This window comes from Microcoleus sp. PH2017_35_SFW_U_B, from assembly GCF_020737865.1.
Lineage (GTDB): Bacteria > Cyanobacteriota > Cyanobacteriia > Cyanobacteriales > Microcoleaceae > Microcoleus.
On record NZ_JAEQDE010000026.1, the window covers coordinates 33562 to 52484 of the forward strand.

General features: G+C 49.1%; 10 protein-coding genes. 1 reads left to right on the forward strand and 9 read right to left on the reverse strand.

The annotated features are described in order from the left end of the window. Positions 1 to 257: 257 nt before the first annotated feature. The 8 genes from JGK36_RS05485 to JGK36_RS05520 all read right to left on the reverse strand — a co-directional run bounded on the left by JGK36_RS05485 (position 258) and on the right by JGK36_RS05520 (position 14945). Entirely contained in the window at positions 258 to 5531 is a 5274-nt protein-coding gene (locus tag JGK36_RS05485) for a hybrid sensor histidine kinase/response regulator (RefSeq protein WP_293196412.1), read from the reverse strand. 51 nt (positions 5532 to 5582) lie between these two features. Further along, positions 5583 to 6401, reverse strand: coding sequence for an HNH endonuclease (locus JGK36_RS05490; protein ID WP_293180674.1), 819 nt, complete (start codon positions 6399 to 6401; stop codon positions 5583 to 5585). A gap of 141 nt (positions 6402 to 6542) precedes the next feature. After that, positions 6543 to 9629, reverse strand: coding sequence for a methyl-accepting chemotaxis protein (locus JGK36_RS05495; RefSeq protein ID WP_293180677.1), 3087 nt, complete (start codon positions 9627 to 9629; stop codon positions 6543 to 6545). Positions 9630 to 9775: 146 nt separating this feature from the next. Then, positions 9776 to 10309, reverse strand: a complete 534-nt coding sequence (locus tag JGK36_RS05500) for a chemotaxis protein CheW (RefSeq protein WP_293180800.1) — start codon at positions 10307 to 10309, stop codon at positions 9776 to 9778. A gap of 490 nt (positions 10310 to 10799) precedes the next feature. Then, complete coding sequence (locus JGK36_RS05505; RefSeq protein ID WP_293196414.1) at positions 10800 to 11189, reverse strand: hypothetical protein; 390 nt, start codon at positions 11187 to 11189, stop codon at positions 10800 to 10802. Between the two features lie 421 nt (positions 11190 to 11610). Continuing rightward, a complete protein-coding gene (locus tag JGK36_RS05510; protein WP_293190144.1) occupies positions 11611 to 11889 on the reverse strand; it encodes a hypothetical protein in 279 nt (92 codons plus the stop codon). A 19-nt stretch (positions 11890 to 11908) separates the two neighbouring features. After that, positions 11909 to 13135 carry a response regulator gene (locus tag JGK36_RS05515; protein WP_293196416.1) on the reverse strand — a complete coding sequence of 409 codons (1227 nt, stop codon included), beginning with the start codon at positions 13133 to 13135 and terminating at the stop codon, positions 11909 to 11911. Positions 13136 to 13484: 349 nt separating this feature from the next. Next, a complete protein-coding gene (locus tag JGK36_RS05520) occupies positions 13485 to 14945 on the reverse strand; it encodes an IS200/IS605 family accessory protein TnpB-related protein (RefSeq protein ID WP_293196418.1) in 1461 nt (486 codons plus the stop codon). Positions 14946 to 15602: 657 nt separating this feature from the next. Between JGK36_RS05520 and hmpF the strand changes: the two genes are divergently transcribed. Continuing rightward, positions 15603 to 17408 carry a pilus motility taxis protein HmpF gene (gene hmpF, locus JGK36_RS05525; RefSeq protein WP_325315127.1) on the forward strand — a complete coding sequence of 602 codons (1806 nt, stop codon included), beginning with the start codon at positions 15603 to 15605 and terminating at the stop codon, positions 17406 to 17408. 2 nt (positions 17409 to 17410) lie between these two features. Here hmpF and tilS read toward each other — a convergent pair whose 3' ends face one another. Beyond that, the gene (tilS, locus tag JGK36_RS05530) at positions 17411 to 18550 is read right to left on the reverse strand and encodes a tRNA lysidine(34) synthetase TilS (RefSeq protein WP_293196420.1); all 1140 of its coding nucleotides are present in this window, start codon (positions 18548 to 18550) and stop codon (positions 17411 to 17413) included. Positions 18551 to 18923 lie beyond the last annotated feature (373 nt).

The following is an 18923-nucleotide window of genomic DNA, read 5'->3' on the forward strand; positions in this document are numbered from 1 at the left end:
TCATCATCCACTTGTTAATTAATTTAAACCACCAGCAGTCACGTTCAAAACTTTTTGCTGGATTTGTATCTTTTTTATCGGCGGTTGCAAAATTGCTCTTTTTCAACCGCAGATATAGGCAGATAAACGCAGATGAACGCAGATGAATTAGATATTATCTGCGTTAATCCGCGTTCATCCATTTTCATCTGCGGTTGCAAAATTGCTCTTTTTCAACCGCAGATATAGGCAAATAAACGCAGATAAACGCAGATGAATTAAACAACAACCGGAGCACCGACAACTTCACCCTTCAACATCCGAGCAGCAGCATCCATCAACTGTTCCTCCAAATAAGGCTTAGTGAAATAGCCTTTTGCGCCCAAACTGTAAGCCATTTGGCGGTGTCTGTCAGCACCGCGAGACGTTAGCATCGCGATCGGCAATTCGCACAAAACCGCATCCTTCTGCATCCGAGAAAGCAGTTCTAAACCATCCATTCTCGGCATCTCGATATCGCAGAACACGATATCGCAAGGCAGACCGGATTTCATCTTTTCCCAAGCTTCCTTACCGTCGCGAGCTTCTTCAACACGGTAGCCAGCTTTTTCAAAAGTAATCGACAAGAGCGATCGCACTGTAATCGAATCGTCCACAATCAGCACAGTTGGCTCAGTCTTCTCCTCAGCAGCCTCCGCAGCAGCCCGATCGCCACTTTCATCCCAAAGCGTACCGCCAGCTTCCTTCCGCAGCCTGCCAGTAGCCAAATCAATCAATTCCAGAACATCGGCAATCGCCACAATTTTGCCGTCCCCGAGTACCGTAGCACCCGCAATCCCGATCGGCTTCGGCACAGGCCCCTCCAACTGCTTGATCACGATTTCCTGTTCCGTCGAAACCTGATCCACCTGCACCGCCAAGAAATTCCCAGCAGAGCGCAGCACGATCACCGAAATCATGTCATCGTCAGTATTAAACCCGTAAACACTGCCCCGGCCCAAATGGCGGTTGTAACCCAGCAAATCCCGCAGCGGGCGGAACGGCAAAATCGAACCCCGCCACTCAATGCAAGGCAAACCGTCTGCCCCAGTCGTCACCTGATCGCGAGGTACATCGATCATGTCCTCCACCCCGTCCATCGGGAAAGCAATCCGAGCTCGATCGCTAATGCAAGTCAGAGCCTTAGAAATACTCAACACCAGAGGTAAACGGATGGTAAATACAGTGCCTTTGCCGATCGTCGAATCAATCCCCACAGTCCCCCGAATTTCGTGCAAGGAGGTCTCCACGACGTTCATACCGACCCCCCGGCCGGCGTACTCCGTCGCCTGTTCCTGAGTGCTGAAACCGGGCATAAACAGCAAATTGTAAACTTCCGAGCGAGACATCCTCTGAGCCTGAGCCGCCGTCAACAAATTCTGCTTGATCGCCTTCGCCTTCACCTTTTGCGGGTCAATTCCCGCCCCATCGTCAGAAACCGAAACCACCGTTTGATTCCCTTGGTGGAAAGCCCGAATCGTAATCCTGCCCATCGCAGGCTTCCCGGCCGCCAAACGCACCTCCGGCGCTTCGATTCCGTGGGTAATCGCATTGTTCACCAAGTGAGTCATCGGGTCATAAAGTTGATCCACAATCATCTTGTCGATCAAAATATCCTTACCCTCAACCTGCAACTGAGCCTGCTTCCCGCACTTAATCCCAATTTCCCGCACCGCCCGGAACAGCCTGTCCGTCGTCTCCGCAAACGGCTTCATCCGGGCGCGAGTCAAACCTTCTTGCAGTTGAGTCGTGACTTGGCGCAATTGGCGAGTCACCTGATCCGCCTCATCCACCAAAAACTCAATGTCCGCCGCCGACTCCCGCACCCGCACGATCAGCTCGATAATCTCCTGAGCCAAACTGTGGAAAGGAGTAAACCTGTCCATTTCCTCTGGTCTCCAAGCGCTTTCGCGTTGGTGGGACGACTCTTCGGTGCGCCATGCCGATCGATGTCCCTGGCGGTTTGCCAGCAAAGCAATCTCCAAAAGACTCCGCTCGTAGAAATCCTGAGTCCGTTGGCTGACATCGCTCAGCAGCGTCACTTGGTGCAGCAAATTGTCCAAAAACTGCCGCATCCGTTCTTGGTCTTGCTCCAAACTGTTGCGGTTGACTACCAGTTCCCCCATCAAGTTGCTGAGGTTGTCCAGTTGCTTGACCGGTACGCGCATGGTTTGGTCGCCGAACCCGCCCGCGCGGGCATTCCGCCTGGGTCTGTTATTGACCGACGACTGTCCGATATTGGTTTCGCTTTGACGGCCGCTGTCCTTTGGATCTTCCAGCAGTTTTTCTAAGTCGCCAAATTCGTCGTCGCTCTCCGCAGCAGGAGCGGGTGGTGCTTTGCGGGCAGTTTTCGCCGGTGCTGGAATTTCCGGCATAGTTGCGCTCTCGCTCAGCAGATCTTCAAGATCGGAGAAAACTTCCGTCGTTACCGGACTCGGATTTGCACCCCCAGAGGCTGCCATTGCGACCCCAGCACCGCCTGCGATTAACAGCGCTTCTAAATCGTCAAAATTGCCTTCGGAATCCTCAGTACCTGATTGAATGTCGCTAAAAAAGTCCGCCAGCGACTCATCTTCCAACTGTGCTGCATCGGCTTCGCTCAATTCTTCTTCTTCGTCGCCAAAGCCCGTCAGTTCCGAAGTCACCAGAGGCCCAGCATCTAGCGAATCCAACAAATCATCAAAAGCATCCAACTCTTCGGTGTTGAGAGTCGCCCCGGTTTCCAGAGCTGCTAGCAAATCAGCATCGCCCTCAAACATATCATCGAGAGATTCTGACGACATCACCTCTAAATCGCCAGCCGCAAAATCCGTTTCCAGCGCGCCAAACAAATCATCTTCCTCCTCGTCGGATTCACTTGCCGCATCTGTTTGGGCTCGATCGAACAAACTCTCAGGAACTTCGGCCGACAACTCCTGCAAATCAAAACCAGCTTCGGCATCCACCGACGGTGGAGGCGCTTCGCCAAACATATCCTCCAACAAATCGAAAGTACCCTCATCAGACTCGACACTGGCAATTTCCGCATCAGGACGATCGGACAATAGCCCCAATTCAGCCGCTGCCAAATCTGTCAAGCCTGCCTCCGAAACAGTAGCCTCCGAGTCCGAGAACAAACTCGCCAAGTCCCCCTCATCCGCTGCCGTACCAGCACTGGGCAATTGAGAATCTCCATTTAAATTCAACCAATCCCCATCGACTTCTGGCGAAGCTTCCCCGTCATACTCAGTACCCGTAGGTACAGAACCGAACAGATCTGCCAAATTCGCCGCTTCTTGGGAATGAACCGCCTGCCGATCGCGCCCAGTCTCCTCATCCTCAGAAATCGAGTCCGACGTAATCTCCCCAAACAGCGCATCTAAATCGGTATCCTCCAGATCCAGGTTGGTCGATTGCACAGACTCGTCTTCCAGGCCAAAAGCATCTTCTAGCCAATCTCCATCCGCAGAAATATCTAAATCAGAATCAGAATCAGAATTTGATGTCATATTAAAAACGCTGCCACTTTCCTCATTTGGTGTGCTGCCAGTAGCTAAAGATCGATCGCCCCTGCTCTCCCCAGCTTCACCTTCAGAAGAAAGGAAATCAGAAGTAATGCTCAACAGCTCGCTGAAATCCGAGTCTTCCTCCACCCCAGAGAGCAACTCGAAATCATCTATTTCGGCTACAGTCGGTTTTTCTGCATCCCCTGAATCATTGCCACCACCTGCTAGTAGATCCGAAAATTCTGCGTCGAAAGCATCAGGGTTGAGAGCATACTCCTCGGAGACTGCCGGCACAGCCGCTTCCTCAGATGAACCTAAATTGCCGAACAAGTTATCCAAATCAGCATCTGCCGTCACAACAGAAGTTTGGGCCGCCACTTCGTCCAAAAGCGTACCGAGAGCATCTTCATCAGCTTGCCTCCTGGTAATGCCGACCCTGCCCTCTCCCCGATCCAAACCCTGCCTGTTTGTTTCAAGCTGTTTGCGAGTTGGCGGCTGCTTTAAACCCGCATTTTCGCGATCGGCTGCCACCGCCGAACCATCAGCCTCACCTCCAAACAGCAAATCGTCCCCAAACAAACTCGTGAGATCCTCTAAAGGAGTCCTCGCATTCGTTTCCGAATTTTCCTCACCGTATTCGTCAAACAACAAATCAGTAAAATCGCCGGAATTGTCATCATCATCTAATTCCATGATTCCCCCCGTCGGCATCCTAGAAGCAGATTGTACGTAGTCCAGATCATCTTCTTCTTCCCAAGCGCCGTCGAGATCTGGAGATTCGCCTTCAAACAAGTCTGCTAAAGTGTTGAGTTCGGCCGCCCCCACTTCCGGGCCCGTGCGCGTCGAGATTCTAAAAGAACCTGTCTCTACATCTGATTCTCCGAACCCTGGGGAATTGTCCAACGGCGATAGACCTCCGGCGTAATCGTCACTTTCGTCGCCGTCGAGTTGCTCGAACAGCTCGTCTATGCTCAGCCCAGAAATTGTTGGCAGCAACTTGTTCGATCCATCCGGGGAATCGCCGCCCAAAGCCAGATCCCAGGCCGCATCTTCAACAGAGACCGCATTTGAACCCAACGTACCCGGTTGAGCGAATGCCAGCAAGTCTTCAAAATCTGTTTCCGGAACCACAACCGTCGGCACCAGCGCCAGAAGTTTGGCGCTGGGTGCGATCGACCCAGATTGACCCAAAAGTACCTGTTCTTGGGCTTGTTTGATGTCTTTGATGACCGTTGGGGCTAAGGTGCGGTAGGTATTTTCTGAGTTGGCGATCGCCTTTTCTACCACAGCGATCAATTCTATCCACTCGGGCAGTTCAAATTCCTCCCCCGCCATTTTCAAGTTCCGACAAATATTCCTAAGTTGTCGCCTGCTGTCAGAACCCTCAGGCTGTTTGAACTCTTGCAGCATTTCCCGCATCCTCGCCGGCACATCCGAGTCAAATACCAGATGCAGCGCGGTTTCTTCCGTTTCTGTGAGATCGGATGCGTAAGCTGAATCCGAGTCCGCAAAACTCATCGATGAGTTAAACGTCCCGGCTCCCATTCGGGCCATAACTGTTTGTGGTATTGGCAGCGGGCTGCTTTCGTCTGAATCGTTAGCGCAGTGTCCGACGAGTCCCCCCAAGTGCCCGTTGAGTTCTTCAAATACAGGTTCTAATTCTCGAACCATCTGCTCTCCCAATTCCTCTGTCAGCCCAAAAGGCCCCGACAGTTGCTCTAACAGCCCTTGTAACGTGTCAAAAATTCGCAAAAACAGCGACTCTAGCTGTTGGTCTACTTTAACGCTGCACTCTTTTAAAATTTTAAAACTATCTTCTAGTCGGTGAGATGTTTGCTGAATGCTAGTCAGGCCAAGCATTGCGGCTCCTCCTTTGACAGAGTGAGCAGCCCTAAATACTTCGTTAACCAGTTCTGGGTCTTCGATCGTCGCTTGTAGGTTGAGCAAGCCTTGTTCGATCGTATTGAGGTGGTCTTTTGCCTCCTCAATAAAGTAGCCCATGATCCTCTGTTGTTGCTCCGGCAGCATAGTTTTATTCCTGATTTTAAGCGTTATTGTATTTTGTCTATTTTAGGAGTCTTAGAGAATGTCTTTGTAAATCTGTCCCCTTGACAAGAGAATAATCTGACTGCGAGATATGGCAAATGTCCTGGCTATTTCTCTTTTCGATATCCCCTCACCTAAAAGATAGCGAATCTGCTGCACCTGTTCGGGTTTTAGCTTGCGGTTAGGATTTATATTGCCGGGAACGAAAGGAAAGCGGTTTTTTTCTATAGAATCGCGGGAGTTATCGGCGGGAGTTCCTTCCCACAAATGATCGGGGTTGACACAACCGCGATCGTCGCAACTGTGACAGGCAAAATAACCCGGTTTGATCGATCGTCCCAGTTTGTTTTCCAGTACCAGTCTGTGAGCGTAGAAACTTTTAGTTTTGCCATTAATTTTAGTACCCTTAATGGCGTAACCATCACTTCTTTTAGCCAGGATACAAATCATGCAGCCATTTGGCTGTATTTCGGCCCGAATGCCGGGAATTACTTCTATGCCTCGCGGTACTTTTTGAGGTTTAGGAGCAGATGTGCTTCCTACATCTTTAACCCGTCCTTTTCTAAACCTATCTTGAGAATTTTCCAGCCTAGAACCTTCCCATAAATGGTTGGGATTAATGCAGTTACGGACATCGCAAGTATGACAAGAAAAGTATTCTGATCTAATCGGACGACCTAAGATATTTTCTAATACTAAACGGTGAACTGTAAACGTTTTCCATTCACCGTCAATCTTAAGTCTTTTGTTGGCATAGCCCCTGCTAGACTTGGTTAAAGTAGAGATAATACAGCCATTCGGCTGAATTTCACCAAAAATACCAGGAATTACCTCTACTATGTTATCGTTCATCTGTACAACTCCTAGTTTATTTAGGTGCTGGATTGGCATCCCCGCAATCGTTTCAAGACTGCGAGGTTGCTTTTTGTTTGCCATCATTGCCACACTAAGGTGCTTGTAAATCAGGAAGTAAAAAAAGCATTAAACAATCAATTATTGTCTTTCTGCTGTTTCTACTCGGAACCTTTCCACCGATGTCAAAAGGTCGCGAGCAACGCCTACCAAATTTTGCAAAGCACCGGAAACTCGCTGCGCTTCTTGGGACGTTTCCTGAGCAGTTAACTCGACAGCTTGCATCACAGCGGCCACCGAACGAGCTGTTTCGTTCTGCTCCACAGTGTCCGCCGTAATCGATCGCACTAACACGTCAATGCGATTGGTAACTTGAATGATATCTTCAAGCGATCGCTTCGCCTGTTCTGCCAATCTTGTCCCCTCAATCACCTGCTGCGTCCCTTCTTCCATCGCCGTCATTACCGCGCCGGTTTCACTTTGAATTTGCATCACGATCTGCTCAATTTCTTTCAAAGACTTCGCCGATCGATCTGCCAACTGCCGCACCTCATCCGCCACGATCGCAAAACCCCTACCCGATTCCCCAGCTCTCGCCGCCTCAATACTAGCGTTGAGAGCCAACAAATTCGTCCGAGAGGCGATCGCCGCAATCAAACCCACAATCTTAGAAATTTCTTGAGAAGCTTCCGCCAACCGCTTGACTTTTCTCGTGGTTTCTGCTACCGTTTCTCGAATTTCCAAAATCCCGGCCACCGTCCGCTCCACAGCCTCGCCCCCTTTCAGAGCCGTTGCCGCCGCGCCCCGGGCCACTTCTTCCGCCTCTCTAGCACTCTCTGCGACCCGCTGAATCGCATCGGTGAGGACTTGCACCGAATTCAGCGTCGCCGCCAGTTCCTCAGCCTGCCGCAGCGCATCAGAAGACAAATCGCCCGCAAACTTGGCACTATCCGTAGCGCCTTTGCTAACCTCCCGAGCCGCCTGCTTCACCTGATGGACGATTTCGCGGAGGTTTTGAATTGTCAAGTTAAACGAGTCAGCAACAGCACCCAAAACGTCTGCCGTCACTTCCGCCGTCACCGTCAAGTCACCCCGAGCCGCTCCTTCCACGTCATCTAGCAAGCGAATCACTTGGCGCTGCAAGTCTTCTTTTGCCTGTTCCTGTTCGTCAGACTTGCGTCTGGTATCGCTAATCGTAGTTTGGATCACCTTCGCCATGTGGTTGAATTTAGCAGCCATTTTGCCAAATTCATCTTCCGAGTAAATCGTTGCCCGAGCGTCCAAAGTTCCTTGAGATACCGCATCGAACTGAGCTTGCAAATTGTCCGAGGACTTGCGTACCTGCTTGGCGATCAACTGGCCGATACCCCAAGAAGTCAAAAAGCTCGTAAAGCCTGCGGCAGCCGTCATTACCCAGCCTGTTTGGCGCAGGTAAACGATCGCCTCCGGCTTGTCTTGCTTCAGAGCTTGATAGGAGGCAATGTTAGTCACGAAAGCCACAGCTACCAGAGAAACCAATCCAGCCCCGATTGCCGTGTACAACTGTTTGGTAAACAGAGGGGCATTTTCCAAGAAAGCCAGTCCGCCCTGTTCTACAGTCACCGAACTATCGATCGCCTCACTTTCTGTCGGAGCAAAAGTCGGCACCGACGCATCAGCAGGGCCGGAAATGCTAAAAATCTCGTCGTCTCGAATTGCCGAGCCGTCGCTGTTGTCAAAGTCCAGACCGCTGCCGCTCGTACCCATCATGCCGCTGGTCGAGTTGCCGAAATTGGTGTTACCTCTAGTCAGGATCGAACTGTTGGCATCTTCTGAGATATCAAAATCCGGCAAATTGCCCAAATCGTCAAAATCGTCAAATTCGTCTAAAAAGCCGCTGTGTTCTTGAGCGTTCCCAGTTCTTGACGACCAGTCGCTGCTGTTCTTGGTGGCAGCCCCGAAAGCAGTCGCTTGCTCGTTTTCGTCGAGAGAGAAAGAATCGCTGAAAGCGTCGTCATCAAAAGCATCTAGCTCAAAGCTGTCCATGGAGCCAAATGCCTGCGGTTCCGAGTCGCCGTAACCGTTGCTGTTAGAGTTTGAGCGATCGGCCGAATTAAATTGTCCCCGGCTCGACCTTTGACTCTGAGAATTGGGGACAGCACCTCCCATCAACAGCGTTTCGTCTTCCGCCAGCGAATAATTTGACGAGTATTCCGAGTCAATATTCGGCTGCTTGCTTTGAGATCGAGAAGACCCAAAACCCGAGGACATCGGCTGAGCAAAAGGGTCTGCCTCTTCTGGCAGAGGTGGCTTCTGACCTTGATTTTGCCCGGTCACGGGCGGGGATTGATAGTCGTAGTCGTCATCATTCAGGTCGAGTTCGTCTGGCAAATCGAGCGGCGCAAAAGGTTCGCCAAAATTGTCAGACGGCCCAGTGGGGGAGTCTAATTGCTCCGAATCGAAGGAATTCCCGGTTTCAGAACCAGCAAAACTTTGACCGTTGAGTACCTGAGTTGGAGCTTCTGAAAACAACTCTCCTGAATAAGGCGCCTTGGAACCAGAAACTTTGCTATCAGACAAGTCACCAGCATCAAACCCTGGGTCATCTAAGCCAAAAGGATCTCCCAAGTCCGAGCCAAATTCGTCCATGTCTAGCGGCTCGGACGCATCAGCATAAGCTGCCATTGCGCCGCTGTCGCCAGCAAAGGGGTTAGTTAAATCTTCGAGAGAGGTTGCAGCACTGCTACTGCTGTCTTGTGGTTCCCACTCCAACCCGCTCATCCCCAAATCTGCCAAGTCCTCGTTTTCCATGTCCTGTGGCGATTGACTCCCATAGGACATGGATGGAGAATTCCCTTGGAAAAGTGCTAAATCCGGGTCTTCCAACCCTTCCTCCATAGACAAGTCTGGGTAGAATTCCAATTCAGTTTCCGCAGACAAAGCCTCGAAACTTTCCGTGTGCAGTTCTCCGGATAAAAATTGGTCTGTGTGGCTAATACCGCCGTGAGCGTGTTCGACCAAACTCGGGTCGTCACTCAGGCTCAGCACCACCATGTACTGTTCCCGTGCCACCTCATACTGTTGCAGTCCGTAACAGTAGATGTGCCCGCATAGCAGCCGAGCGCTGGGGTCTTCGGGAAAATCTTCTACTAATTGATAAACTAGGGCTGCGGCTTCTGAATAGTTGCCATCCATGTAGGCCGCTTCTGCCCGTTGGTAGTCCTGCTGAAAGTTGGTACTTGTTGCCATTTGCCGCCCTCTTTTGATTTTAGATTTTAGATTTGAGATTTTAGATTTTTATCTTGCTTGAATGTTTAGATGCGTGCCTCAAGTCCTGTGACTGTTGATAGTTAGACCCCAATCGAAAATCGCAAATCGCAAATCTAAAATCGATTTCACGCTGCCCACCGCGCAGAGCGCAGAATTTTCACTTGATCTAGCAGTCGGAGCACTTTAGTCGCTGGTGCACCTAACATCCATTCTCCCCTCAGAAATGGAATCATGCCGTCTGGTGCATTGTTCTGAGAGTGCAGTTGGTCTACGTCGAGCCAGTCCATCCCCACAATTCGATCGACTGCCAGCCCCAAAATCGTATCTTGGTCTTCCACAGCCACGATCGGGATTTCGGGTCGATCGGTGTTCAGAGGTGTTTGGTCTCCCAGAAATTGGCCCAGATCTGCCACCCAAATCACTCGTCCTCTCATGTTTAGCGTACCTAAAAGCAAGGAGGAAACGTTAGGAATGGGTGTCATTCGGTCTGGGGAGGGGGATAGCACCTCTCTAATCCCTGTTGCCGGCAGTGCGAACTCGTTCCCCGAAGGAACGTAGAACCGCAGGTGCAGCTCGCCTTCGGGAGTTTCTAGTTCCTGGAATTCCGGAGCCTGATCTATGCCTTGTCCTGGTAATATAAAGTCTGGGCTGCCACTAATCATAATTCTTCTCTCTGGGAAACCCACATCGTACCCCTACTCAAGTCGGTGTTGGGAGGAAAATGGGAGCTCGGTCTATGAAACATAACTATAACCGTCCTTTTTGTAAATGTGTTGGCAGTATTTATGACTAATTCCTTGCACCAATCCTGCTGGGGTTGAGACCTTAAAACTTCCACTGGTGCAGGTTGCCTTTTTTCTACATAATTCCCTATTTTGTTGCTGCTATTAACTATCTGATACTTTTACCCTGAAGATTGGGATAATTTTAGACTTCCTGCTAGATGCTAAGTACAACACGAGCGAGCTCGGACATTAGCGATCGATATTTTATCCCACAAAGCTTTCCCCAAAATCTTTACAACCGGGGAATCTCTAGAAATTTCATACCCACAGTCAGGAAACTTACAATTTGGGCAACCACCCAATTTTAAGTATAATTTTTCCCACGGCACGAATGTTTTAGAGGTGGGTTCGTCTTTGCTCCCAACTAACTTGGAACCGTCAAGGCAACACAAGTTTTGTAAGGTTTTCCTGAATTTTTGCCAGCCAAATTCATCATTGATGTCGCCGTTTTACTCCTTAAAATGCGATTTTTTAGAATTAGTCTTTTATACATCTCAAATGTCGGAAAAAATATAAAATCGTAAGTTGTGGCAAAAGCAGAAGCAATTTGTTTGTCACATTCCCAACCTAAATCATGAATCCTGGTTTTGAATGCTGCCAGCGTTCTAGGGATGCACCATTTAGGAATTAAACCTGATGTTTTTAGCACCATTTTCAAACCTCGCTTTCCTCGACCCTTGCCGATTTTGATAAAACCTTGATGTTCGTCTAGGTAAGCAATTAAAATGTTGTAAACTTTGCGAACAGCGCTCACCCACTTTTTCCGGATTACCCCTAATTTCTGGCACGGGTAAACTTGGTAACTAACGGTCTCGGCATACTTGCTATTGGTATTTTCTGAGTATCGCGCCCAGGCTGTAACTAAAGATGTGGATGATGGCGAGGACATCTTCAACGATTTCTCAAATCGGGCTAAAGTAGCCAGATTTGAGAACCAATATCTCAGTTTTTGTGGGCAGGTTCGGACATGAGATAAAATTGAATCCAAACCTGCACCAACCAGCTTTGCAGGCAATGACAACCAATCCGACTTCATTTGACAAAACGGATTCCAGTTTGGTTTGAAGGTCTTTTCTTTTGAATTTGAGTCCTGATCCGATGTCGGTTTAGCCATAAAGCCAGCGTTTGCTTTACTTGGGAAATTTAACAGAAGATGTCTTGTCTGTTCAGATAATTCAGTCTGCTTGAGATTTGAAATTCAAGGAATCATTGCTGTGCCCATCGGTTTTGGCGATCGGCAGCAAGTGGAGAACAAATATATTATATTTGCACTTTGAGCGACTTCGGCCCGACAGCGATCGAGAAATTGAACTGAGTTTTACTGACGCCGGACGGCCAGCTCGCAAATTTATACATTCTAGTTGATGGTGCGATCGCCCGCAGCAAGGAGCTTTCTCTCTGTGACTGCCGGGACTGCCCTGGGTTGCTGGGATACAAAAAACCTCCCGTGCCATCAGTGCGGAATTTATTGGCTTATAATTCGTGTTCTAGCGATCGGCTTAATAATTTTTCCGAGAGATTGGCCGGAGGATAGCCCGGGCCTACATATTTTTCTACCAGCATTAATAACTCGCTTTCGCCAAAAGGTTTGGTGAAGTAGTCAGTCGCCCCCGCCATGCGGGCTTGAACGCGATCGATAAATCCGTCGATCCCTGTCAACATGACAATGGGCGTGTGCCGGAAAGCACTAGAATTTCGCAGCATCGCGCAAATTTCGTAGCCGTCGAGTTCGGGCATGGCGATGTCGCACAAAATTAAATCGGGTTTGAGTTTAAAAACTAAACTCAGGGCTTCGAGGGGATTGCTGATGCCAGTAGCTTCGTAACCCTGTTCGTTTAAAATTGACTCAACTGTTTTGCGAATCACATTGTCATCGTCTATACAGACAACTCTCTTGACCTTGGTTTCTGGAGAAGACCATTCTATTTTGTTGTTGCCAGGGACAACAGAAGGCTGGAAAAATACTTGCACCAATCCCTGCTGCACGAAAGGGTAAATCGCCTTGGCGACAGTCAGCACGTCTCGGTTGAGGTAGCGCGCCATTTGGCGGATCGAAGTGTGACCGTCGGCCCAGCGTCTGAGAGTATTAAAGGTATTGGCAGGGAGCGCGACTCGGAGCTGGGCGGGATCTGAAATCATCGGGCATTGGTTGGGCGACTGAATGTGAGGGTGAAACTGCTTCCACTGCTGCACCTGTTGGACAATCTTCGCCAGCAGCGAGCTAATTTCTAAGCTGGTGAGTTGAGGAGCCAATGCCGATCCCATTTCAAAAGTGAAGGAACCCTGGTGGAGGCTGAGCAAGTCAAACAGGGTTTCGTGGATCATGCTGTGGATGATGTTGCGCCCTTGAGCTGGGGTGAGGGTGTGGTTTTCTAGCAGGGCCCACAGGTAGGCGTATTCTGGGGCATTGGTAGATGCCATATAGGGAACTTGGATTTTGTCAAGGGCGGTGTCTGCTTTGTAGCGGCGCAGGTAGTCGCGCAAGCGAAACAAACTGCCCGCACTCTGGGTAGCGTAAATAATCTGACCGTTGAAGCAGAAGACATACCAGGATTGTCCTGCAGGGGAGCGCTGGGTAGGTAGATTACCCGAGCTGCCGGTGAAGCTGTAGGCCTCTACGAACAGTTCTCCGGTGCGCTGACCTAACTCAATCAATTGCAGGATGCTGCGGATGTCAATTTCACTCAAATTTCCCTGCATGCAGCTAAAGTATCCTCCTTAAAACCGTTGGCGTCTGAAATCGGAAAGACTGTGCGATCGCGCTCATATTGACTTTAGTTTCTGTCAATAATTTACCTGTCAACTGTCAACTGTCAACTGTCAACTGAATGAAGGGCTTGATGCCACTGGCACAATTAGGAATTGACGAAAGGGCGATTTTCTCTTGTTGACATACTCCCCAGCTATGGAGGCCTGGGGATTTTGAGCTTCGGGCAGCAATTTCAGGCATCAGCCTGTCTAGAATTAAGTCTTACAAGCCGCTTATAAAAACCTAGGCAAACCTAGGTAAACTCTGCGGTATAAGTTTGAAACATTCTTTCTTAGCGCTTTACGCTTCCTCAGTATCGAGGTTGACCAAGAAACTCCAGTTAGAAACACTGTAATAATCACAACGACGTGATATCATAGCGGAACGTTTGATTTTTTTATTCAGTTTGTTCCACTCGCTCCAAACGTGCTTTTCTGAATTCACTTCAGAATAGGCGGTTAAGGAGCAAGGTATTTTTTCACTTAACTTGCGTGCCCTACGAGCAATTACCAGTGCAGCCGCTTCGTCACTAGCTAAGCCATACATTCTCAGGTATTTCACCAAGCTGATAATGCTTGAATAAGCTGGATTGACCGTTGTCAACTCAATCCCACGATTCGACAAAATAGAACTGAGTTGTTTATAAAACTCACTATACGCCCAACCCGACAACATTCGAGCATACTTTCTACCTTTCTCTCGCAGCGATTGCTTTTTTGTTGAGAAATCAAGTTCTTCACAAACCACAGGACATTCAAATTCTGTGGCTTTTGCAGCTAGTTGCAGACAAGCATCAACAATTTGAGCCTGTTGCTTGCCGGAGGGTAAACCTATCTGCAATGGGATCTGCCCTTTGGCTTTGAGATTCCCTTCAGAATCGACATACACCCACCCAATAGAACCGGGATTTATGTCGATACCAATGCAACCGTACATTCTCTCTCTCGAAACCTGCTTCGCGGGATTTGGGGTAAACTGCACAGCAGCAACCCACTTTCCATTCTTACGGTAGAAATGCCAGGTTTTAGCACCGCATTCTGGCAGTCTGTTGATGTTGCGGCTGAAATCACCAATCTCAGAGGACACAGTTTTTCCAAATCGTGACTCTAAGCATTTGGGGACTCTAAAAGTTATTTTATCCCCATTCCACTGGCAGACTTGATTGCCAAAAGACTCATCCTTAGAGCCGACAACAAAAATATCCCTCATCGGGATGAAGACTTTGACTGGCGAAAGCCTTAAATGTTCTACTCTGTTAATTAACCCAGTCAGTTTACGCTTTTTGTTGTGAATTTGAAAGCGCAAATTCTGCCAGTTTGTGGATTTATATTGAAGTGAGCAGGCTAGGGGGAAATTGCAACCTGTTTTTGATTTCTGCCATTTTTTCTTGGCATAGAACTTACGAGCTAATACCAACTTGCTTTCGGCTTTCTTGACCCACGCACCAATAGATTTAATTTTTCCTTCAAGAGCTTTTAGATGTAAAATCCTGTGTTCTTTAGCACCATCTACACGACCCTTGGCAGAACTGATTACACCATTGGCGTGGCGCTTATTGATGCCGTAGGTTTGCTGTAAATGCTTGTTCCAATCTGATTTCTTGAATTCTGTACCTAAAAGTAAGCGGTCAACTGTTTCAATGCTTGCAGCCCTAAAAATCTGGGCGTAAGCTTCTAAGAACATCTCGAAATCTGTAAATCCTAGTTCGTTGAGTTCGTGTACTGGTGTGGGCAAGCCTTTGCAATAAGTTAGGGTAGCCATTGATTCGACCTCTCAATGTGTTTATCTCTTCGTATGTTAACAGCTTTAAAGCTCTGCTAACTCGCCAATACTCATCAATCTATCCATTGGCTTACCGAGAATCTAACTACTAAATCCTGGGTAAATCTAGGTAAATTGTTAACAGTCATCACCCCGGCATTGGTGCGTGGGGTTTATGACACACACAATTGTCTGGGCTTTTCGATCGTCGTCCAACGCTGGCAGGGACGACTGGTTCAAGTCTTCGACCGCCAAAATTTTGACGTTTACCTTGCGCTGTGCGTCCTTGCGGTTGGGTTCTGTCTTAAAGCATTGACCTTTTTGCTCAAGAGTAGATCTCGATGACAGGCTCGCGTGATTCCACTATTCTAAGGCAGCGCGGTTCAAATCCCTAGTCCGCCTGCGGAGGAGACCCGATGCTGGGTAATTAAAGGACGAGATGGCGATCGACCCGCACCGAAAGCCTGATACAATCAATGAAAGTTTTTGACTGACTGATCTTTTTCGGCTTTGGGCTATGGCAGTCCCCCCAGTTTTGCTAGTCTTGAATCAAGCGGCATTGATACTGCTCTCCCATTGGTTCAGAAAGCAGGCGGCGGCAGTGCTTTCTAGACGCAGTGCGAGAGAAGCAGTGCTGTCGGCGAGTGCTGAAGACAGTTGTTCAAGGATGCTATTCCCGATCGGGCAAACGACACCAAAGAGAGGACTATTAGTGTGCTGTATCTAGCAGAAGTACAAAAACAGAGAAGCGGCTTTGGTCTCGGTGGCGGTAAGGCTGAACTGAAACTGCTAGCTTGTCAGCGGGGCGAACACAACTGGAGCGCCGTACCGGGCGATGACGCGATCCCAGTTGAGGAAGCTAATAAGTTTAACGACGGCACGCTGGTGCTGGTGGAGTTGAGCGCTAACAAGCAAGTGCAGCGGATTCAGGAGGCTGCCCGCCAGTTGGTGAGCATTCTGCAAAATTTCTCCCGCTTGCAGGACAAGTTTAAGGATAAGGAAGAGGAAATTGAGCAGTGGAAGGCTTCTCTGACGTTTTCGAGTCAGGAACTCAATCGCCGGGAAATGGAAATGCAAGCCCGCGAAGAGCAGTTGGCTCAAATGGAGGAGGAGTTGGAGCGCCTGGAGGCTCAACGCTCGGAAATTGAAAATACTCGAGATGAAGCTAACCGACTGCGAGAAGAGGTCGATCGCAGCCGCGCGGAGATGGAGACGGCTTGGGAACAGTTGCGGGGCGAACAGCAGCAGGTGGCTCACCAGCAGTCTCAGGCTCCTCAGGGGGCAGTTGTTGACGAGCAGCAGGCATTGAGAATTCAGGAGTTGATGAACAAGCTGGGAGGAGCAATTTCTGCGGCCCAAGGAGTTCGGGAACAACTGAATCAGTCTTTTGGTGTTGTGGGCGCTCAGCAGGCAATTCTGGATTTGCACTGGCAGCAGTTGGAGCAAAAACGCACAAACGCTCAGCAACAGCAGGAAGAGGTCGATCGACAAAATCAGAGCCTCCAAAGCCGCTGGCAGGAATGGTATCAATCCCAAGATGCTTTGGCGCAAGCTCGGGCCCAACTGAAAGGGCAGCAATGTACCCTCGGCGCTAAGCAGGAGCAGGCTCAGTCTATGTCTGTCCAGGTGAAGGCTGTTGAGACTATGTACCAGCAAATCTCGGGGCTGGCGTCTGGTTCGGGTGCTGGGGCTGTGGAGCAGGTAGTAGATGTGTCTGCTCTGGAGCGGATGCCGGTTGAGGAATTACAGGGGCTGGTGCAACACCTGCAAGAGGATTTGGAAAAGGTGTTCCGGTTTGTTAACGATCAAGAGGAGGAGTTGACTCTCCAGCGGGAAACAATCGAGGAGTTGCAAGCCAAAATTCAAGCGGCTTCCGAGTACGATCGCATGGCTTTGGAAAATGAAATGGCCGATGAACTCGAAAGTTATCAGATGTTGAATGAAACTTTGGTGGGACAGCGCCTCCGCTTGCAGGAACGGGAAAATGTTTTGAAGCAGCATCAGGCGGTGCTGTGGCGTCGCTTGGGTACTGCTAATCCTCAAAAAACAGAACCTGGACAGATTGATTTGGGGCCGATCGTCACACAGCTCAATACTCAACGCCAGCAGCAAAGCCAAGAATTGCAACGGCTGGAAACCGAAATTCAGCAGGTGCGGGAGTCAATATCTCAAATTGAGGGAAATGTCAACCGTCAAAATGGGGAAAGTGAAGCGAAACGCAATGAACTTAAGCAGTTAGAGCAGACTTTGTTCAGCCAGAAAGGTGCTGTGGCGGAACTCTGGGGCCGGGTGAATGTTTATCAAGAAATGTTGCAACCGGTGCAGGACAATTTGAGCGGGCTGCGCCAAAAGCTGGAAGCGGTGGGGGGAGAACTCGATCGCGTACAGCAAACTGGAGAGCAGCAAGATCGGGTTGTTTCGGATCTGCGGCAAGCTCTTTCGAGTTTTCTGCCAAGCGCCTAAAATTAAATATCGATCGCGATCCAAGGGTTTTCAACTCGGGCGATCGCTCCTCCAGGAAATGGATCGGTTTGCGATCGGTTGGGCGCTGCGATTAAGCTGCTGAGTTTTTCTACGCTGTCAAAACTGGGTGCACAGGGCAATATTTGTAGCAATACCTGTCGCATTGCTCGCCGTTGCAATGACAGGGGTGCTTCTCGCAAAATTGGGCGATTTAACTTGACGGGGAGTTGAATTTGCAACTGCGGGTTGTCTGTAGTTGGAGAGATGGCTCGCTGTAGTAATTCACTGGCTGCAATTTCGAGATATTCGACATCGGCGCGGAGGAGTTCGGCTGTTTGGGCGAGGGCTTGTTGGGTTTTTGGGTTGAAATGAGTTTCTAAATAAGGCAATAATTGCGATCGAATTCGGTTGCGCGCATATTGCAAATCTTGATTAGTGGAATCTTCCCAAATTGGTAGTTTTTGCTCTTGACAAAATTGACCTGTTTGCGATCGGGTGATTTCCAGCAACGGACGAACCAAGTAGATTTTAGATTTGGGATTTGGGATTTTTGATTGGGGAGTTTGATCTAAATTGTGCGATCGCAAATCGGCAGATATTTGGAAATTGGGATTGTCGCCAGAATCTCCCAATCTAAAATCTAAAATCGGCAATCGCAAATCGGCAAGGGGGCGCGTCCAAGTCAGGGCGGAAAGTCCGTCGGCGCCACTACCGCGAATTAGGTTGTAGAGGAGTGTTTCCGCGCGATCGCTGGCTGTGTGGCCTGTGACAATGTAGGGGTAGTTGTGGGCGATCGCAACTTCGGTTAAAGCTTGATACCGCCACTTTCTGGCCGCTGCTTCGGTTTTGGGGATGTCCGAGGCTGTTTGCAAATAATAGGATATTCCGAAATTTTTAGCTAAATTTTCTACATGATTTGCATTAGATTGGGAATCAGAACGCCAGCAGTGATCGCAATGAGCAATGGCTAGATTCCACCCCCATTTGGGCTGCAAATCCAGCAGTAATTTGAGCGTACACAGAGAATCTTGCCCGCCGGATACTGCTACTAACAATCGCTGATTTGAGGGCAAGATTTGTCGTTGCAGCAGTGTCCGGTGCAGTTGAGCGTGGAGGCGCGTCCAATTGGAAGATTCAGGCATTACAGTTGATAGTTAGCAGTTGTCAGTTGTCAGCTTGTCAGTAGTCGTAGGGTGTGTCGCCATCGATACTACCCAACAAAAGACAGAAAATCGATCGAGCGACGCACCACCGACAATATTTGACTACACAAACTCAACTAAGGATCGCGAATTAAATAACTTATAATTTTAACTACTTATTGTGGGATGGGCGTCCCGCCCGTCCAAAAAGGGCCAGCGGGCGGGACACCCCACAAACTTGTGTAAGTTATTAAATTTTCGTTCCTAAGAGCGTTGTAGCAAGGATTTTTTAATTGGTATCAGTTGTTAGTTGTCAGTTGTATGAAGGATGCAATTAGAAGCTCCTCAACTCAAAACTCTCAACTTAAAATTT